Origin of the sequence: Flavobacterium sp. GSA192, assembly GCF_006386525.1 — a bacterium.
Lineage (GTDB): Bacteria > Bacteroidota > Bacteroidia > Flavobacteriales > Flavobacteriaceae > Flavobacterium > Flavobacterium commune.
The window spans coordinates 306,523-324,056 of the sequence record NZ_VAHC01000006.1; the positions used below are offsets into that span (position 1 = coordinate 306,523).

At 32.5% G+C, this 17,534-nt stretch carries 20 protein-coding genes; 14 read left to right on the forward strand and 6 right to left on the reverse strand.

Annotation, left to right across the window (positions count from 1 at the left end; translation table 11 throughout):
- Positions 1 to 13: 13 nt before the first annotated feature.
- The 5 genes from hmpA to FDM27_RS13875 all read right to left on the reverse strand — a co-directional run bounded on the left by hmpA (position 14) and on the right by FDM27_RS13875 (position 3,219).
- On the reverse strand, positions 14 to 1,216 hold the full coding sequence (gene hmpA, locus FDM27_RS13855) for an NO-inducible flavohemoprotein (RefSeq protein ID WP_140487359.1): 1,203 nt from the start codon (positions 1,214 to 1,216) through the stop codon (positions 14 to 16).
- A gap of 106 nt (positions 1,217 to 1,322) precedes the next feature.
- Entirely contained in the window at positions 1,323 to 1,673 is a 351-nt protein-coding gene (locus tag FDM27_RS13860; RefSeq protein WP_140487360.1) for a hypothetical protein, read from the reverse strand.
- A 9-nt stretch (positions 1,674 to 1,682) separates the two neighbouring features.
- On the reverse strand, positions 1,683 to 1,913 hold the full coding sequence (locus FDM27_RS13865) for a 2Fe-2S iron-sulfur cluster-binding protein (protein ID WP_181161675.1): 231 nt from the start codon (positions 1,911 to 1,913) through the stop codon (positions 1,683 to 1,685).
- 142 nt (positions 1,914 to 2,055) lie between these two features.
- A complete protein-coding gene (locus tag FDM27_RS13870) occupies positions 2,056 to 2,412 on the reverse strand; it encodes a DUF488 domain-containing protein (protein WP_140487364.1) in 357 nt (118 codons plus the stop codon).
- A 21-nt stretch (positions 2,413 to 2,433) separates the two neighbouring features.
- Complete coding sequence (locus tag FDM27_RS13875) at positions 2,434 to 3,219, reverse strand: AraC family transcriptional regulator (protein WP_140487366.1); 786 nt, start codon at positions 3,217 to 3,219, stop codon at positions 2,434 to 2,436.
- Positions 3,220 to 3,470: 251 nt separating this feature from the next.
- On the opposite strand from FDM27_RS13875, the gene FDM27_RS13880 reads away from it, so the two are divergent.
- The 7 genes from FDM27_RS13880 to FDM27_RS13905 all read left to right on the forward strand — a co-directional run bounded on the left by FDM27_RS13880 (position 3,471) and on the right by FDM27_RS13905 (position 10,754).
- A complete protein-coding gene (locus FDM27_RS13880) occupies positions 3,471 to 4,781 on the forward strand; it encodes a TolC family protein (RefSeq protein WP_219846421.1) in 1,311 nt (436 codons plus the stop codon).
- A 3-nt stretch (positions 4,782 to 4,784) separates the two neighbouring features.
- Entirely contained in the window at positions 4,785 to 5,039 is a 255-nt protein-coding gene (locus FDM27_RS16240; protein WP_255510546.1) for a hypothetical protein, read from the forward strand.
- A 50-nt stretch (positions 5,040 to 5,089) separates the two neighbouring features.
- A complete protein-coding gene (locus FDM27_RS13885; RefSeq protein ID WP_255510547.1) occupies positions 5,090 to 5,845 on the forward strand; it encodes an HlyD family secretion protein in 756 nt (251 codons plus the stop codon).
- Positions 5,846 to 5,849: 4 nt separating this feature from the next.
- The gene (locus FDM27_RS13890; RefSeq protein WP_140487369.1) at positions 5,850 to 7,439 is read left to right on the forward strand and encodes an MFS transporter; all 1,590 of its coding nucleotides are present in this window, start codon (positions 5,850 to 5,852) and stop codon (positions 7,437 to 7,439) included.
- Positions 7,440 to 7,763: 324 nt separating this feature from the next.
- Positions 7,764 to 8,381, forward strand: coding sequence for a hypothetical protein (locus FDM27_RS13895; RefSeq protein ID WP_181161676.1), 618 nt, complete (start codon positions 7,764 to 7,766; stop codon positions 8,379 to 8,381).
- A gap of 41 nt (positions 8,382 to 8,422) precedes the next feature.
- Positions 8,423 to 8,827 carry a hypothetical protein gene (locus FDM27_RS13900; protein ID WP_140487372.1) on the forward strand — a complete coding sequence of 135 codons (405 nt, stop codon included), beginning with the start codon at positions 8,423 to 8,425 and terminating at the stop codon, positions 8,825 to 8,827.
- Positions 8,828 to 9,269: 442 nt separating this feature from the next.
- Positions 9,270 to 10,754: a hypothetical protein gene (locus FDM27_RS13905; protein ID WP_140487374.1), complete on the forward strand. Its 1,485-nt coding sequence runs from the start codon at positions 9,270 to 9,272 to the stop codon at positions 10,752 to 10,754.
- On the opposite strand, the gene FDM27_RS16115 is transcribed toward FDM27_RS13905, so the two are convergent.
- On the reverse strand, positions 10,731 to 10,901 hold the full coding sequence (locus FDM27_RS16115) for a hypothetical protein (RefSeq protein WP_181161677.1): 171 nt from the start codon (positions 10,899 to 10,901) through the stop codon (positions 10,731 to 10,733). The genes FDM27_RS13905 and FDM27_RS16115 overlap by 24 nt on opposite strands.
- Positions 10,902 to 11,321: 420 nt before the next feature.
- Here FDM27_RS16115 and FDM27_RS13910 point away from each other — a divergent pair, with 420 nt between their 5' ends.
- From FDM27_RS13910 to FDM27_RS13940, 7 genes are all read left to right on the forward strand, one after another.
- The gene (locus FDM27_RS13910; RefSeq protein WP_140487376.1) at positions 11,322 to 11,627 is read left to right on the forward strand and encodes a helix-turn-helix domain-containing protein; all 306 of its coding nucleotides are present in this window, start codon (positions 11,322 to 11,324) and stop codon (positions 11,625 to 11,627) included.
- Between the two features lie 78 nt (positions 11,628 to 11,705).
- The gene (locus FDM27_RS16245) at positions 11,706 to 12,206 is read left to right on the forward strand and encodes a hypothetical protein (protein ID WP_255510548.1); all 501 of its coding nucleotides are present in this window, start codon (positions 11,706 to 11,708) and stop codon (positions 12,204 to 12,206) included.
- 67 nt (positions 12,207 to 12,273) lie between these two features.
- Positions 12,274 to 12,660 (forward strand): hypothetical protein, encoded by a 387-nt coding sequence (locus tag FDM27_RS16250; protein ID WP_255510549.1) that lies wholly within the window; start codon positions 12,274 to 12,276, stop codon positions 12,658 to 12,660.
- A gap of 255 nt (positions 12,661 to 12,915) precedes the next feature.
- Positions 12,916 to 13,527, forward strand: a complete 612-nt coding sequence (locus FDM27_RS13920) for an ATPase (protein WP_255510550.1) — start codon at positions 12,916 to 12,918, stop codon at positions 13,525 to 13,527.
- Positions 13,528 to 13,925: 398 nt separating this feature from the next.
- Complete coding sequence (locus FDM27_RS13925; RefSeq protein WP_255510551.1) at positions 13,926 to 14,243, forward strand: helix-turn-helix domain-containing protein; 318 nt, start codon at positions 13,926 to 13,928, stop codon at positions 14,241 to 14,243.
- 82 nt (positions 14,244 to 14,325) lie between these two features.
- Positions 14,326 to 15,573 carry a type II toxin-antitoxin system HipA family toxin gene (locus tag FDM27_RS13930; RefSeq protein WP_140487378.1) on the forward strand — a complete coding sequence of 416 codons (1,248 nt, stop codon included), beginning with the start codon at positions 14,326 to 14,328 and terminating at the stop codon, positions 15,571 to 15,573.
- Positions 15,574 to 15,942: 369 nt separating this feature from the next.
- Complete coding sequence (locus FDM27_RS13940) at positions 15,943 to 17,532, forward strand: type I restriction-modification system subunit M (protein ID WP_140487380.1); 1,590 nt, start codon at positions 15,943 to 15,945, stop codon at positions 17,530 to 17,532.
- The last annotated feature ends 2 nt before the right edge of the window (positions 17,533 to 17,534 follow it).

The following is a 17,534-nucleotide window of genomic DNA, read 5'->3' on the forward strand; positions in this document are numbered from 1 at the left end:
GGGTTTAATTTTTTTAATTCAAATGAACCGATTGTGGCCCAAATTCTTCATAAAAAATATTGGATTTATCAATATTAAAACCAACTAATGATTCATAATGAGCTTTGATAAATGGAGCTGGACCACACAAATAATAGTGTGCATTTTTAAGTAAAATAGCTTCTTTACATTTTTCTAAATCAACTCTTCCCTGGATAATGCCTTCTTCTATGTTTTGTTCCATATCTTCATTAAACAAAAAAGTTTCTAACCAATCTGATTCTTGCTCCATACTATCAATTACCTCTTTAAAAGCGTGAACTGAAGCATTCCGGCAACCGTGAATCCAAACCGTTTTATTTTTATTTGTTTTTTGATTAGTCTCTAACATACTTAATAAAGGAGTAGCTCCTACTCCTCCACTTATTAAAATAATTGGTGTGTCAACAGTTTGCAAAGAAAAATTTCCTGCAGGTGCTGAAACATTCACGGTATTCCCTACTTTCATCTTATGTAAGGTATTCGAAACCATTCCTTCAGGATGTATTTCCAAAGCAGTTTCTTTTTTAACCGAAATTCTATAATATCTGGAATTATAAGCACTGGAAAGACTGTATTGTCTTGGCTGTAATAATCCCAATTGTTCTACAAATACTTGTACACTTAAATATTGACCGGCTGTGTATGTTGCAATTTCTTTTCCATCAGTAGGAAATAAATAAAATGATTTAATTTCTTTAGATTCCACTACAATCGCTTTAATGGTAAAATTTCTCCAGCCTTTCCATCCACCAGTTTTATTTTCATTGTTAAGATAAAAATCAGCCTCGATACCAATCATTATTTCTGCCAGTTCATTATAAGCTAGCGTCCATGCATCAAGCAATTCTGGGGTAGCAATTTCTTCTCCCAAAACTTCTTTTATAGAAGCAATAAGATGTGTTCCTACAATAGTATAATCTTGAGCTTGAATATTCAAACTAACATGTTTATTACCTATCCCTTTTAAAACATCAATCAACACGGATGGATTATCAATATGTTCTGCATAAGCCAAAACTGCTCCCGCTAAAGCTTGCTTTTGTTTCCCATTGGCTTGATTTCCCATGTTAAAAACTGATCTTAACTCTGGATTGTGTTCAAACATTCTTTTATAAAAATAATCCGTTAAGACTTGACCTGATGATTGTAAAATAGGAATGGTAGCTTTAATTAAAGCCTTTTGATTTGTATTCATAATATTATATTTAAATTTTCATAAAACTAACTTTGAGGCGTAATTCTTTTTATGATTTGAATCACAAAACCATAAAAGTTGAAGTGTTTAATCATTATTTATAATTTTAGACACTTTCCCAATTTAATTCGTGTACCGAAATAAACTCCATTTCTTGGATAGGGTTCTCACTACGTATTTTTTTTCCAATTGAACTGTATTGCCAGAAAAAAGTAGCATCTACAGGGTATGGAATTTTCAAAATAGAAATCGATTCTATTTTAGTAATTTCTTTCCAATACAATTGATATACCACGCCATAAACATAATTTACTACATCATAAGCAGTAAACTGTAGTAGAAATTCAGCTCTTAATTCATCATCACTTTCAAAACAAACCGAACCCATATCTAATGGAGTTTCTACATAAGGTGTTTCAATTATCCTTTCTATTGTACTAAAGATGCTTGCTTTCATTATGTTTATTTACAAATCAAATATTTCAATTTGAGATCCATCTATATCATTATTAACATATAATTGACAAGAAAGACGAATAGTAGTATCTATATATCCCATCTTGGATAATGTAGTATGTTCATTTCTTTCTTTTATAATCGAATCTCCTTTAACTCCCTTTATTTCAATAATACAGGTAGCACACCTTCCTACTCCGCCACATTCACCAAAATCATCCAAAAGAAATTTATCTCTCAATAAGAACATCAAATTAGGATATTCATGCACATAAGCTTCAATAGAATGATTGATGTTGTTTTCTACAACTGAAAGACATATTTTATTTTTATTTGTTTCAAAATGAGTGGGATTCTAGACACAGAGATTCATCAATCTTTTTTTAACCGTATATTTTTAATAAATAATTTTGCAAAATTATGGCATGATTAATTTTCGGATGCTTTGCTCCGTATAATAATGACAAAGATATTTTTTGCGCTATATTTCCTAATCGCTGTACTTCCTCTTTTTTAATATTCAATTCCTGAATATATTGTTTAGTAAATTCTTCAAAATTTGCTTCTTTGTGATCAAACCATTTTCTTAATTCAGGTGAAGGAGCTATTTCTTTATTCCATTCGTCAATTTGTAAATCTGCTTTCTTTATTCCACGAGGCCATAATCGATCGATCAATATGCGATAAGTTCCGTCGCTCTTTTTGCAATCGTAAACCCTCTTTATAACTATCGTTTTCATATTTTCTATATTGAAATCGTTTTAAAAATTCTTTTTAAAATCTGAAGGCCTGGAATTAGTAAGCTGCATAAATACATCACTAAAGGCCGATAAACTTCCATAACCAACTTCATAAGCAATTTCATTAATAGATAAATCCGTTTGCAGCATTAACTCAATAGATTTAATAATTCGTAATAACTTAAGATATTGTAAAAATGAGGTCGCTAATGTTTGTTGAAATAAACGCGACAAACTTCTTTCGCTAATACCAAATTCATATCCTATACTTTGTAAGGAGTGACTATCTGATATATTAATTAAGAGATAATCTAATATTGGTTTTATTCTTTCATTTTCAGAGAAAGGCAAAGCAATTGGCAATCGCTTATTACTAATTTCTGGCAAAATATTTTTAATCACTGATAAAAACAAAAATTGATCTTCACCCGGATTAATATGCCCATACCAACTTTCCGAATATTTAATCATTTCCAATAGTAAATCGTTAATGGGATAAATCCCTACTTCTGAATAAAAGGGATGACTATCATCATCATGTGTATAAAAAAAGAGTGAGCGTAAAACAGTCCCGGAATGACCAATTTTAAGAACATGTGTTAATCCCTGTGGAACCCAAAAATAATGTTTTGCAGGAATAACATATTTTTTATTATTTACCTGTAGATAAGCTAAACCACCTTCAACATACGATAGTTGACCTTTAGTGTGGCTATGATATGGAATGAATTTTTCAAACCTTTCATATTTTACAAAAACAGAAGAAGATAAGGTGTCAATTTCGGGTAAAGAGGCTATTAAACTCATGGTAAATAGTTATAATAAAGGATATTATATAAAGATACGAAACATATTTTTTGCTATCAAATAATATATTTTGACTCTATTTTTAAGCAAAACTAAAACAACTTTATATCTAAAACTAACCAATTGTAGCGATTGGCTGAAATCATAAAACAATAGGCTGTTTTACGCAAATAGTTGACCTCTTATCGAATTTATATTTGCATTATAAAATTTAAATGCAAATGTTTAATCACGTCAAAAAATACTTTTTATTGTATCTAGTAGTACAAAATTCATCTTTTTTATGGGCACAAAGCCCAACAAATACAACTCAAAAAAAGCCAACACTCACGTTAAATCAAACCTGGAATAAAGCGTTAGAATACAGTAAAGAAATTAACATAAATAATCTTGAAGTTGAAGTTAGCAAAGAAGAAATAGCCGAAAGTAAACACGAACGATTTCCGGAAATTGTATTAAAAGGAAATTATGAATATGCTACTAATATTCCGGTATATGAAAAAGGTCTTTTTAATAAACCTACTCAACATGAAGTGATTCATTTATTATACAAATTAGGTACCGATTATTACTTTAATATCTATAATGGAAACAAATTAAATTTAAAAATTGACAAAAATAAAGTCGCCTTTGAAATGGCTCAAATACAAAGAAACTTAACTGTTTCAGAAATTAAGTTACAAACAGCTACTTATTATTTGGACCTACAACGTAGTATTATTTTTAAGGATTTAATGATTAAAGATATTGCTAATCAAGAAAAACAGTTAAACGAAATTAAAGAACTCTATAAACACGGTACTGTTTTAAAAAGTGATCTTTTAAGAGTGGAACTAAAATTATCCAACCAAAAGATGATGCTGGTCAAGATTGAAAATGACATTATTATAGCCAATCAAAAACTCAATATTATTATTGGCTTACCCGATGAACAATTAATCAATCCCTTAAATGAAATTAATCCTGAACTAAATGAACTTAAATCATATGAAGAATGCCTCAAAATAGCGGAGAAAAATGCTTACGAATACCATATTTCTGAAAAAAATGTAGAGATAAAAAAATTAGATCTTAAGAGCATTAAAGCCAATGTAAAACCCAAAGTAGGTTTATATGGTGAATTTTTTATTGCTAATCCTCAGATATTTTTATTCCCTTATTCACCAAGCAATTATACATTGGGAATTTTCGGAGTAAGAGCCTCTATTCCACTTTCTGAGCTTTATATCAATAAACCAAAAGAGCGAATTGCCAAAATGAATCTCGAAAAAGAAGAAGTAGAACATCATCATACCGATGATAAAATGAGAGAACAAGTTTTTCAAAATTACCAGCGATTCAAAGAAGCTCTAATTCGGATTGATGTAAATAAAAAAGATATCGATCAATCAGCAGAAAATGCTCGGATTGTAAAACAAAACTATTTCAATCAATCTGCACTTATAACTGATTTATTAGATGCCGATATTCAATTATTAGAAAGTCAATTCAAATATGCTTCATCTAGAATCGAAGCACAAATTCAATACTACCAACTTCAAAATGTCTTAGGAACACTTTAAAAAATGAGAAATAGAAATCAATACACAGTTACCGATAAATTAATTACCAAAATTACGGCTTGGATTGCAGGAATTATTGCTGTTGTCTTAATCATTTGGGGAATCATCACTTTATGGGATATCTATCACAATGAATATACGAATGATGCTCAAGTACAAGAATATATAAATCCAGTAATAGCAAGAGCTGGAGGATTTATAACCGCAGTTAAATTTGAAGAAAACCAAGCGGTAAAAAAGGAGATACACTTATTTTAATTGATCAAAGAGAATACACTATACAACAAAACCAAACTGAAGCAGCTTTAATGAATGCAAAAGCCCAACTCTTAGTTTGGAAAAGCAAAGTACAAACCCTAACTAAAACTACCCAGGTTTATCACTCAAAAATTGAAGTTAACAAAGCCGAACTAGTGAAACAAAAACTGGAACTGAATCGTTATAAAAAATTAGTGGAAACAGAATCAGCAACCCAACAAAAATTAGAAGCTGTACAAGCTAACTATGACATTGCTGGAGCTGAACTTTCATCTTCAACTGAAAAATACCAAGCCTCATTATCTGAAGTAAATGATGCAAAAGCACAAGAAGCAGTAGTCGAAGCCGAAATTAAAAGATTAGAATCACTATTAGACCGTCATAAACTAGATGTAACTTATACAGCTGTAATCGCATCTTATGATGGTTACATGGGAAGAAGAACTATAGAAGTGGGACAAATGATTGATCCTGGACAGGTTTTAGCTTATATCGTAAATGGCGAAACGGACAAATGGGTCGTTGCTAATTATAAAGAAACTCAAATCGAAACTATGAAATTAGGAGACACAGCAACTTTTACAGCTGATTCCTACCCTGATAAAATTTTCAAAGGAGTAATAATATCATTTTCTCCTGCTACTGGATCCAGTTTCTCATTACTTCCTCCTGATAATTCAACAGGAAATTATGTCAAAATTGTACAACGTGTTCCAGTCAGAATACGAGTAACGAATCCTAAAAGTGAATCAATCTTACTCAAAGCAGGAATGAATGTTAATGTTACTATAGCTAAAAACCAATAACAAAATGCTTCCAAAAAGTTTCTTATTCAAATCATGGGTTCCTGAATGGCTGGTAAAAGTAACCTTGTTTATAGTACTATTACCTAGTTTAGTATTATTCTTTTTACCCATAGCAAATATCAATGCAGCAGCTGGAAACACAGGAATTGAAACTTATGATGTCTATTTTTCAGTAGTATTATTTTATGCTGGATATGTATCTTTCTTTTCTCTCGAAAGACGTTTTTTTAGATTTTTAGCAGCCAAAGAATATTTTATAATTATTACACTTATACAAATTTTAAGTTCTTATGTGTGTTACACTACACAGGAAAACAGTATCCTTTTCCCTTTTAGATTCATTCAGGGAATGGCTTTTACTATGACAGTAAATTTATCTTTATCAATGATTTATTCTAGATTAAGAACCCAAAGAGCCAGGGTAATTGGTTATTCTATTTTCTTTGGAATGCTTGCATGTATGATTCCATTCAATAATTTTATTACAGCCGAAATAATTGATTCGTTTAATTTTAATTTCCTTTATAAGTGCGCCATGTTCTCTTACTTACCTAGTCTACTTTTTTTATTGTTGTTCATGAATAATGTTAGATTAGATGTTAAATTCCCTTTATACCAATTAGACTGGTCAAGCTTTTTATTGTACGCTATTTCACTTACCTTGACGGGATATATCATGGTATATGGACAAGAGTATTATTGGTTAGAAGATCCTCGTATTTGTTGGAGTACGTTGGCTATTCTAATCACTGGCGCACTTTTTTTCATCAGACAATCAACTTTAAAACGACCTTACTTTAACTTAGAAGTATTTAAATACCGTAATTTCAAACTGGGAGCTTTAATCATTATTATCTTTTATCTCTGTCGTTTTGCATTATCAATTACCACTACTTATTTTCAAAATGTTTTAAAACTAGACCCCATTCATATTGGCTACATTACACTCTTTAATATTTTAGGAATCATTATAGGTGTAATAATTTCAGGAGTATTTGTTTTACAAAATCGTCCTATACGCCTACTTTGGATATATGGTTTCATGCTTCTGTTTATCTATTATGCAGGGATGATTTTTATCTTTACTATAGAAGCTAATGAAAACTATTTCTATATTCCTTTGCTTATTCAAGGATTAGGTGTGGGTATGCTCATGACCCCATCTATTATTTTTATGGTAGCATCGGTTCCTGAAAGGCTAAGCGCTACATCAGCAGGTATCTGCTTATTAATGCGATGTTTGGGGTTTTATTTTAGTATTGGATTGATGAATTATTTTGAATTATATTCAAAAAGTAAACACTTTAATACTTTTCAAAACAAAATATCTTTTGACAATACTACAAGTTTTCAAAAAATAGAACATTATAAAAATCTTTTAACGCAGCATGGAGCAAGTACAACCTATGCAAAAAAAGCAGCTAACAAAATGCTGGTGAATTCTATAAATGCCCAAAATCATATTCGATACGCAATAGATTATTATGAAATAATTAGTGTACTTATAATACTAACAATTACCATGATAGCTTTATTCCCATACATTAATAGAACTATTGTAACAATAACAAAAAACCAACCTTCTCCTTTCTAATCATTTATAAAATTAAAACTTAATATGTGGCTAATTTATACAATAGCTCTTCTGGCTATACTTTGTTTTGTCCTATATAGCTCCAAAATAATAAAACAACAAATAGGATTAAAATTCAAAATTCTGATTTCTTGTTTACTTGAACTCGATAAAAGCCTTAAGGTTGAATACGAATCTAATGAGTCAATCATTTTGTTTTCTTCAAATAATCGGGGAAGCATTACTATTTTCTTATTTGAAAATTATGAATTATTATATGTAACAATAGAATCGGTAAACACTGATAATTATATTGAAAAAAAGGAATGGTTTTTTATTGACAAAATGAACCAGTATTTAATTTTTGATGAAATTGTTACAAGCTTTTTCAAAGAATACAAATCTTATGTTTTTAGTCCGAAAAAAATAAAACAAAGTATTCACATGACTGCCGAACAAACAAAAAACATAAACATAGAACCTATTTTTTCCAAAAAAAACATATCACAATCTTCCTTTTGCCTAGCTTTTAATAATACCAAAATACTTATCCCTTATAAAAATACAAACAGTCAAAGTAACTTTGAAATCCTTTTCTTCAACTGTGCTGTATGTTATCAAAAAATTAATAAAACAAAATACAATTTACAATGGCAAGATTATATTGCTTTATTAACGCAATACTTAGACAATCAAAGCCTATCAAAGCAGGTAGAAAATTTAACAGATTATTTTGACTATAGAATTACATTCTATTCAAAACAAATCGAATTAATAAAAAACAATACTAATCCTGATTATGATTCACTTTACTATTATTTTTTCGAAAAACCATTTAGTACAAAAATTAAAATAAAACACGGAAACTGGGATAAAACAGATTTTATAAAAACATTACATCACTTAATTACTGAAATAGAAAACAAAACAACAGAACTCGAATTACTCTCCTCTCAACGTTAAATTGCTTATTCGGAATAGTTAATATTTTAATATAAATTACAATGAAAAAAATAATCTTTTCACTACTCATCATTTTTATGATGAGTTGTACTAATGACAATAATACATTTACCCTAAAAACAATCAAACTAAATGATTTTAAAGGGAGAACTAGCCTACCCGCTCAAAAACTTTATTTTAAAGTATTTAAAAGCAATTCAGAAATTCCTTTAACAGAAACTGGATTTTATCCAAGCGATTATACTATGCCTGCCACTTTTAAGGTATTCCCATCTATAGGAATGCAGTTGTATGGTAAAGCTTACAATGTGCAGTTGTGGAGTGAAACCGAAGGTTGTTTAGGACGTTGTGATATTGACATGGATGAATATAAAATTATATTCCCTATTGATATGGAAGTAGAAAACGATAGTTTAAATATTGCTATTCAAGGTAATTGGGAATAACTGCTTCAAAAAAAAAAAGGAACAATGACAGAATTACATTTTTTAAGCGAAGGAATACCAATTTAATAGTGAGAGTTTGCATTGACATGAAAAATCATACCAGCAAGACGCTTTATAACATAGGAAACATAAGGGATGATTAAATATCCTTAAAAAATAAATACTTCCAACTTAATACCACGGATTTATTACAGGAAAAAAACGAAGTAGCAGCTAATCTACTGTTTCTCCTAAAATTAAATTACAGTTGTCCAAAATGAATAAAAATCAATCGCTTTTAGTACAATTGATTGACTATTTTAGGACTTCAAATTTTCAGATTATTGAAATCTATTTTTAACTTCATAACTGAACCGAATCTCAAATAGAACTCATTCAATTGTATCTTTTTAAAGCCAGCTTTAAAAATATTGATACCAATAGAATATAGTTTATTACGTTTATGAAGTTCAATTACCTATTAGAAATTTATGACACACTTATTAGTGAAATTCTAAATTCAAGAAAAAAACCAACAACGGAAATCATTGATTTCATTAATAGTTTAACTCTAGAAAGCTTTTACATCCATACTATTTCCTTAAAAAAAGCGACCAATAAAATCTATTATAAAATCGAAAGTTCGCTACATAGCTTTCATCCCCATACTCCTATTCTTAAAGAATCAAAAAACAATCCACTAGAGGAATTCAAATTCTTATTACCTCAAATCGAGCAAGAACTTAATATTCAAGAGTTGGAAAAGAAGTGCTATTGGGATAATAAAAACAAAATACCTAAGGTATATATCGTAACCAGTATCAAAATAGAAGAAATCGAAAAAGAGCAACTCTATTTTCTATATTATAGTCTGATTTTAAAACTGGAAACAGAGACAATACAAAAAAGAATAAAAGAAATCATTTCTGGACTATACTCCATTGAACAAATAGAAACCTATATTCATAAAAAACAATTGGCATTAGAAAGCTTAACGGCTAAATTAACTAAAACAATAAATCCTAAAAATGCTATTGAACTTTACCAATATTCAACAACTTATTCAGATAAAGATTGTCTTAAAATCATATATAGCTATGTCGAACAAACAATACGCTTTTTAGAAAAAGAATACTTCAAATACTTAGATAAAGACGGTCAAGCCGCAATTAAAACAATCATAAATACAAAAACAGAAATAGAACTAAAATACAACGAACTGAAACTAGAAATTAATAATTCAGCCTGGGAAGTAATAGAAATCGTTCTACAAAGCTTTTCAAAAATTATGGAATTAGATCTTCAGCAAAAAATTACTTATAACGAACTATTATATGCCTCCGAATTGATTCCAATGCTGTATAGCCAAATCAAATACAAGCAGAAAACAAAAAAGTGCTTAAAAGAAATAATCTTAGAATTTAATTTCAATGCACTAGATTTCTTTGACTACTATACTAATGAGATAAATAAAGAGTTAGAGAGACAAGAAACTGACCTGGAAAAATTCAAAATTTTATACAAATACCTTAAAAACACCAATCAGAAACAATTGTATGCAAATAACAAATGGAACACAAAACTACCATCTGCTAAAAAACAAATCTCGGGTTGGTTAGAGGAAGAAATCCAATACCTAAATCAAAAAAGAATGTTAGAATCTTATGCTACAACGAATCCTATAAATGCAGAAACAAAAACCAAATTCCATACCGACTTATCGGTACCGCAACTGAGTTATTTCTTTGGATTGTTAATTCAATCGAGAATCATCCAGCCACCTACACAAAGAGCTATCTTCAAATTCATTTCGGATCATTTTAAGACAAAAATGACCAATTCAATTTCAGTAGATAGTTTGAATTCGAAGTACTACAATGTAGAAACAACTACAAGGAATGCAGTAAGAGAAAAAATAATCGAATTATTGAATCTTTCTAAGTCCTAGTACCTCCTTTAGTAATCGCCATCCAAAACCTTCCATCCCAAGTAAGCGCTCATTATCAATAACTAATAAAGCGGCCACACTTGGGATTTTTTGTGCGTTCATAAAATTTTGAAGTTCTGGCGATACAACCTCCTGTTCTGCATTCATAATTTTAAAGTATAAAATTTAAAATCATGTCCCAACTGGAGTAGCTATAAACAAACTGCGTGGGACATCGATCACCAGCCACAGAGGTACCGCCAAGCACCCACAGCTCCGATAAACCGAGCCCACGCATTGCGTAGGCGACAGTTTATTTGTAGAGCTTGTTTAGAATTTTTGGCGGTTTTCTGTGGCTCGAAATAACTTTCGCTAATATGTCGTAAGAGGATAAATCCTCTGTATTTATTTACAAAGCAAATCTAATCATAAAACAATATAAATACAATTTATTGAGCTAGTATTAAAAAACTTTTTTGATACAAATAGGCAGTTTTACTACTATTTGGTGAGGGTTGTACAACCCCCACAACTGTTTTAGCAAACAATTATTATTTCTATTTGCCATGAACATTAAAACTCATTATTATGGCAATCGAAGTTATCACTCGCGAAGATTTAAATGAATTCAGAAGTCTTTTATTAAACGACTTAAAAGAAATCCTGCAATCCAAACCGGAGCAAACAAAACAATGGCTCAAATCCAATGAAGTCCGCAAACTGCTGAACATCTCTCCAGGTACTTTACAGAACCTCCGAATCAACGGAACAATTACCTACACTAAAATTGGAGGAATTCTGTACTACTCTAGCGAAGACTTAGATAAATTATTAGAAGCTAATAAAGTTGATGCTACCGTTACCTTATTCAATCCAAAGTGGCTAGTGAGATAGTGTCAAAAAATGATTACTACTGTCATGCTGAGCTTGTCGAAGCACACAACCCACAACCTATAACTCATAACTGTAAAAATGAACTACATCAAACACCTCACTGGTTTCTTCGAAAAAGTAGCAATTGATAAAACACTCAATCCAACTCACATAAGCTTATACATTGCTCTTTTCCAATTCTGGAATTGCAACCGCTTCAAAAATCCAATTAGTATTTCCAGGGATGAGGTAATGCGAATAAGCAAAATCAGTTCCAAAGCAACCTATCACAAATGTCTGAAGAACTTACATAATTTGGGCTACATAAATTACGAACCATCCTACAATCCATTCAAAGGAAGTCATGTCATTTTATTCAACTTTTCAGAAGATTTAAAACCAATTCCAAGAAGTGATAGAAAACCAAATAATGAACTTCTTTTTAAACAAGTCGGTGAACAAGCTCTAAACAAGTCTTGTACTAGTGATGAAACTGGTACTGAACAAGCTTTAGTATCTTATATAAACAATACAAACATACCAAACAATTCAAACGATTTTAAAGATTGTAAACTTAGGCGAGCAAGCAAAAAAAATTGAAAATGATGATGGTCTTTTTAAAATCGGGAATGTTAAAGAAAAAGAAAAAAGTTCCGCGAAAAAAGAAATGTTTTCAACATTCGCCGACACCGATAAAAAACAAACTGAAAAAAGTCAGCAAAAGAATGAAATTGAAAATTCCAATTTGTCATCCCGAGCGCGTCATCTCGAGCGCAGTCGAGAGACGAGGGAACTCAATCCAACAATAGATGAAATAAAAACTTATTTCCAGGAAAACAACTTCCCGGAACTCGAAGCCCAAAAGTTCTTCAATTATTTCTCCAGTATCGGTTGGTTAGTCGGTGGTAAAACCCCTATGGTTGATTGGCAGGCAGCAGCACAAAATTGGATAATAAACAGTATAAATTTCAATCACAACACCGCTGCAACACCAATAGACCGAGCCAAACACCTCAACACCGGAATAGACAAAGATTATGCAGAACCCTTGTAGCTGTCATTGCGAGGTATAACTTTTATTCTAAAAAAAGTAATATGAAATGACATTTACGTTGCATTCGAGTGTGTCCTTAGCTCCCGCAGTCGAGTGTCAAATGTTTGAAGAAGTCGTAAAAACAAAAACTGTTTGAGCGTAGCGAGTTTTTTTGTTTTAGACTTCGAAAACTAATTTGACCGACGAGGGAGCGCAGACTTGATTTTTTTGTTTCTTTTTTTATCAAGAAAAAAAGAAAATATTAAAACAATTATTATGAATAAATATTCTTATCCCGATGTAATTAATTGGCTCGAAAACAAAGGCATTGAACTCTACGGCAATCATTTCAAAATCCATGAAACCGATTACCCCATCATCCACAAACTCATAGCCTATTTTCTTAAAGATGAACCAAGCTGTTTTCAATACGGGATTAACCTCAACAAAGGAATCCTGCTTTCTGGACCAGTTGGATGTGGCAAAACATCAATAATGAATCTAATGAAACACCTCACTCCTATCGAACACAAATTTTTAGTAAAACCATGCCGAGATATCAACTTTGAATTTATTCATGACGGCTACCAAATCATTCACAAATACAGTATCGGAAAATTATATCAATCACAACCAAAAACAATATGCTTCGATGATCTAGGAGTAGAAAACAACCTAAAATACTACGGTAACGAATGCAATGTAATGGCTGAAATTATATTATCAAGATATGATCTTTTTATTTCAAAAAAACTACAAACCCACATCACTACAAACTTATCAGCTTCAGAAATAGAAAGCCATTACGGCAACAGAGTGAGAAGCAGATTAAGAGAAATATGCAACCTCATCGCTTTTGATAGAAACATAATAGACAAACGGCAATAGCAATTAACTTTCGGCAATAAAGCTATTTTACTACCAATACTTAAATAGTGTTATTTTGTCGCAAATATTTACTGTTTTTGCGACAAATTATTTACACAAATACTATGCAAAGCGTTGACAACAAAGTAATTTTTAAAATTAAAAAAGCCAAGAGGGGTTCGCTATTTTTACTGAGGATTTCCTGTCTTTTGGTTCAACAAAAGCATTGAAAAGATTCGTCTTAAAAGAAATGATTTCCCGGGTGACCTCCTATGGAAACTAGGTACATTCACAGTTAAGGTAGATATTTAATCTAATCAGCTTCGACGCTTCAACAACCGATAAACGACAATAATCAGACATACAAAAATATGTACTACTGTACAAAACGTTTGTTATTTCAAACAAATAGAATACTTTTGTATAGAATAACAAACATTTTTATCATGGCTACCAAAAAACAAACCGTTTTCCCCAAGTATAATAAAATATTAGAACACATGGGAGAAAACATCAAATTAGCCCGTAAAAGAAGAAAGCTCACAGCGGTACAAGTTTCGGAACGTGCCGATATAGCACGTTCTACCCTATACCTAATTGAAACAGGAAATCCCAGTGTTGCAATGGGAGCTTACTTCAATGTGCTTCGAGTTTTAGGCCTACAGGATGACTTCCTAAAACTAGCTGCAGATGACGAGCTAGGAAGAAAACTCCAAGACCTTGAACTACTCAAATAAAAACGAACCACTTTAAGCTCTACGAATATTCCCCTCCTTTGGAGGGGTGCCCATAGGGCGGGGTGGTAAAATACTCAACTAAATGTCATTAAAAACAGATATATACGTTTACGCACACTGGCAGGGAATGTCCGAACCGCAAATAATCGGCATACTCTCAGCACATCAGGCCAAAGGCAAAAAAGCCTTTAGTTTTGAGTACGATAAACTGTGGCTTAAAACAGCAGATAAATTTCTTTTAGATCCCGATATCCAGTTGTATACTGGTCCTCAATACCCCAACCAAAAAGAAAACTTCGGGATCTTTCTCGACAGCATGCCCGACACCTGGGGACGTACCTTAATGAAACGAAGAGAAGCTCAATTAGCAAGAGAAAATAACGAAAAACCGAAAACGCTCTACGATATTGATTTCCTGTTAGGCGTTTACGACGAAAGCCGTATGGGAGCTTTACGCTTCAAGACAGCCCCAGATGGTGATTTTCTGGACAATAATCAAACCACTCCAACCCCACCCTGGTCTTCGGTACGTGAACTGCAAAACGCTGCCAACAGCTTTGAAAACGATGACGATAATGATGAGGTGAAAAAATGGTTGACGGTCTTGATGGCTCCGGGGTCTTCATTAGGTGGTGCCAGACCAAAAGCCAACATACTCGATAGCGACAAAAGTCTTTGGATAGCCAAATTCCCTTCCAAAACCGATACAACCGACAAAGCAGCTTGGGAATTTCTGGCTTACCAATTGGCAACGCAAGCCGGTATAACCATGGCCGAAAGCCGCATTCAAAAAATAATAGGCAATTACAACACCTTTTTCACCAAACGCTTTGACCGCGAAAACGGCGAACGCATTCATTTTGCATCGGCCATGACCATGACGGGAAATAACGAAGATACCATTCGCGACAACCCGGCATCCTATCTCGATTTGGCAGAGTTCATTAGCAATTATGGGGCAAATGTAGAAGCCAATCTACACCAACTGTGGCGCAGAATCATTTTTAACATTGCTATTTCCAATACCGACGATCATTTGCGTAATCACGGATTCATACTTACCAAAGACGGTTGGATACTCTCCCCTGCTTACGACCTCAACCCTTCAATAGACAAAGACGGCTTAGCTCTAAATATCGATATGGACAACAACGCCCTCGATTTCAATTTGGCCAAAAGTATAGGTGAATATTTTAGACTAAACAATAATCAAATAAACACTATTATCCAGGAAGTAAAAACTGTCGTTTCGCAATGGAAAACCATTGCAGACAAAATTGGAATTTCCAGAAGCGAACAGGAACTAATGCAAAAAGCTTTTAAAATATAGTTTTTCCTATTATAAAACATTTTTGTCTTCAGGACTGATTGTAATATTATAGCTTAAATTTTAATCCAACAGTATAAACCGTTTATCAAAAAAACAATTCGGTTACCCACATAACAACTAATCTTTCTGCTTCAAAAATTGAAAATCATTATGGTAATAGGCTTTGTTCGAGAATGATGAGTATGTTTAATCTAATTGCTTTTAATAGTGAATCAAAAGACAAGCGATGAAGACAAACCTTAACCCCTAACCACAATTGATAAAATTTTCATCAAACTGCCTAGTTTAATCAGCACAAAAAAGCTGACAACTAAATCTAAATTTAATATCTTAGCCGATTATCATTCGTTAATTCTTCACTTTAAAAAAATGCCTAAAACACCTATCAAGGCCGATATAAACTTCGAACAAGAACTTTGGAAAGCAGCAAACGAATTACGCGGAGCAGTAGCTGAAAATCAATACAAAGACTATATTTTACCTTTGATTTTCCTCAAGCACATGTCGGAGCGATATGAGATTCGAAAAGAAGAATTACTCCATTTAATTCAGGACAAATCCTCTAGTTATTACACCCAAAACCAAGACGAAATCAATTACGTATTGGAAGATGCTGATGAATATGTTTCTAAAAATATTTATATTATTCCAAAAGAAGCCTCATGGCAATTTCTAAAAGATAATGCGGAACAAGATAATATCAAAGTAATTATCGATGATGCATTTGATATTTTAGATTCAGTATTAGCCGGATTTAGACCAGATTTAAAAGGAATCTTACCCCGCCTTTTTGTAAAAAGTCAATTATCTCCAAGACAGGTGGGCGGATTAATAAACTTATTATCTAACCCGAAACTTTCTCAAAAAGAAAATCCCGAAAGCGATATTTTGGGACGTGTATATGAATACTACATTGGCAAGTTCGCCATTGCCGAAGGTTCTGGTGCAGGACAGTTCTTTACACCGGGAAGCATCGTGCGCTTGATGGTTGAAATGATCGAACCCTACCAGGGAAAAATATTTGACGCAGCCTGCGGTTCGGGAGGAATGTTTGTGCAGTCTCTTAAGTTTTTGGAATCACACGGAGGAGATAAAAAGAACATTTCTATCTACGGACAGGAACGTTACGATGGTACCTTGCGTTTGTGTAAAATGAACTTAGCCTTACGCGATTTGTCTTTTGATGTGCGTTTAGGCGACTCTTTACTCAACGATAAATTCCCAGAGCTGAAAGCCGATTTTATCATCGTGAACCCGCCCTTTAACGTGAGTCAATGGCATCCCGAAGATTTACCTGAAAACGATCCCCGCCTTTTTGGACCAAAAGAAGAATTTACAACCGATGGAAGTGCCAATTACATGTGGATGCAAACCTTTTGGAGTCACCTCAGCGATACAGGAACAGCCTCGATCGTAATGGCAAACGGAGCCATGACCTCTAACAACAAAGGCGAGAAAAACGTACGTGAATTTATGGTGAACAACCACATGATAGACTGTATTGTCCGTTTGCCTGATAAGTTGTTTTTAACCACAGGAATCCCTGCCTGTATTTTCATTTTAAGTAAAAACCGTGATGGTAAAGACGGTATTCACCGTGAACGTACAAACGAAATCCTGTTTATAGACACCAGTAAAATGGGAACTATGGAAAGTAGAAAATTACGTGTTTTTACTGATGCAGATATTGACAAAGTTGCAGAAACCTACCACGCTTGGCGTAATGTGGATGGTACTTACGAAAATACAGATGGCTATAGTTACAATGCAACACTAGAACAAGTAAAAAAACAGGACTACAAACTCACACCGGGCATCTATGTGGGCACAGAAGAAATAGAAGACGATGGTATTTTATTTGAAGATAAAATGGCAGGATTGAAAATACAATTACAAGAACAGTTTGCTAAAGGAAATGAATTGCAACTGAGAATTTTAGAGAATTTTAATAAATTATAGTC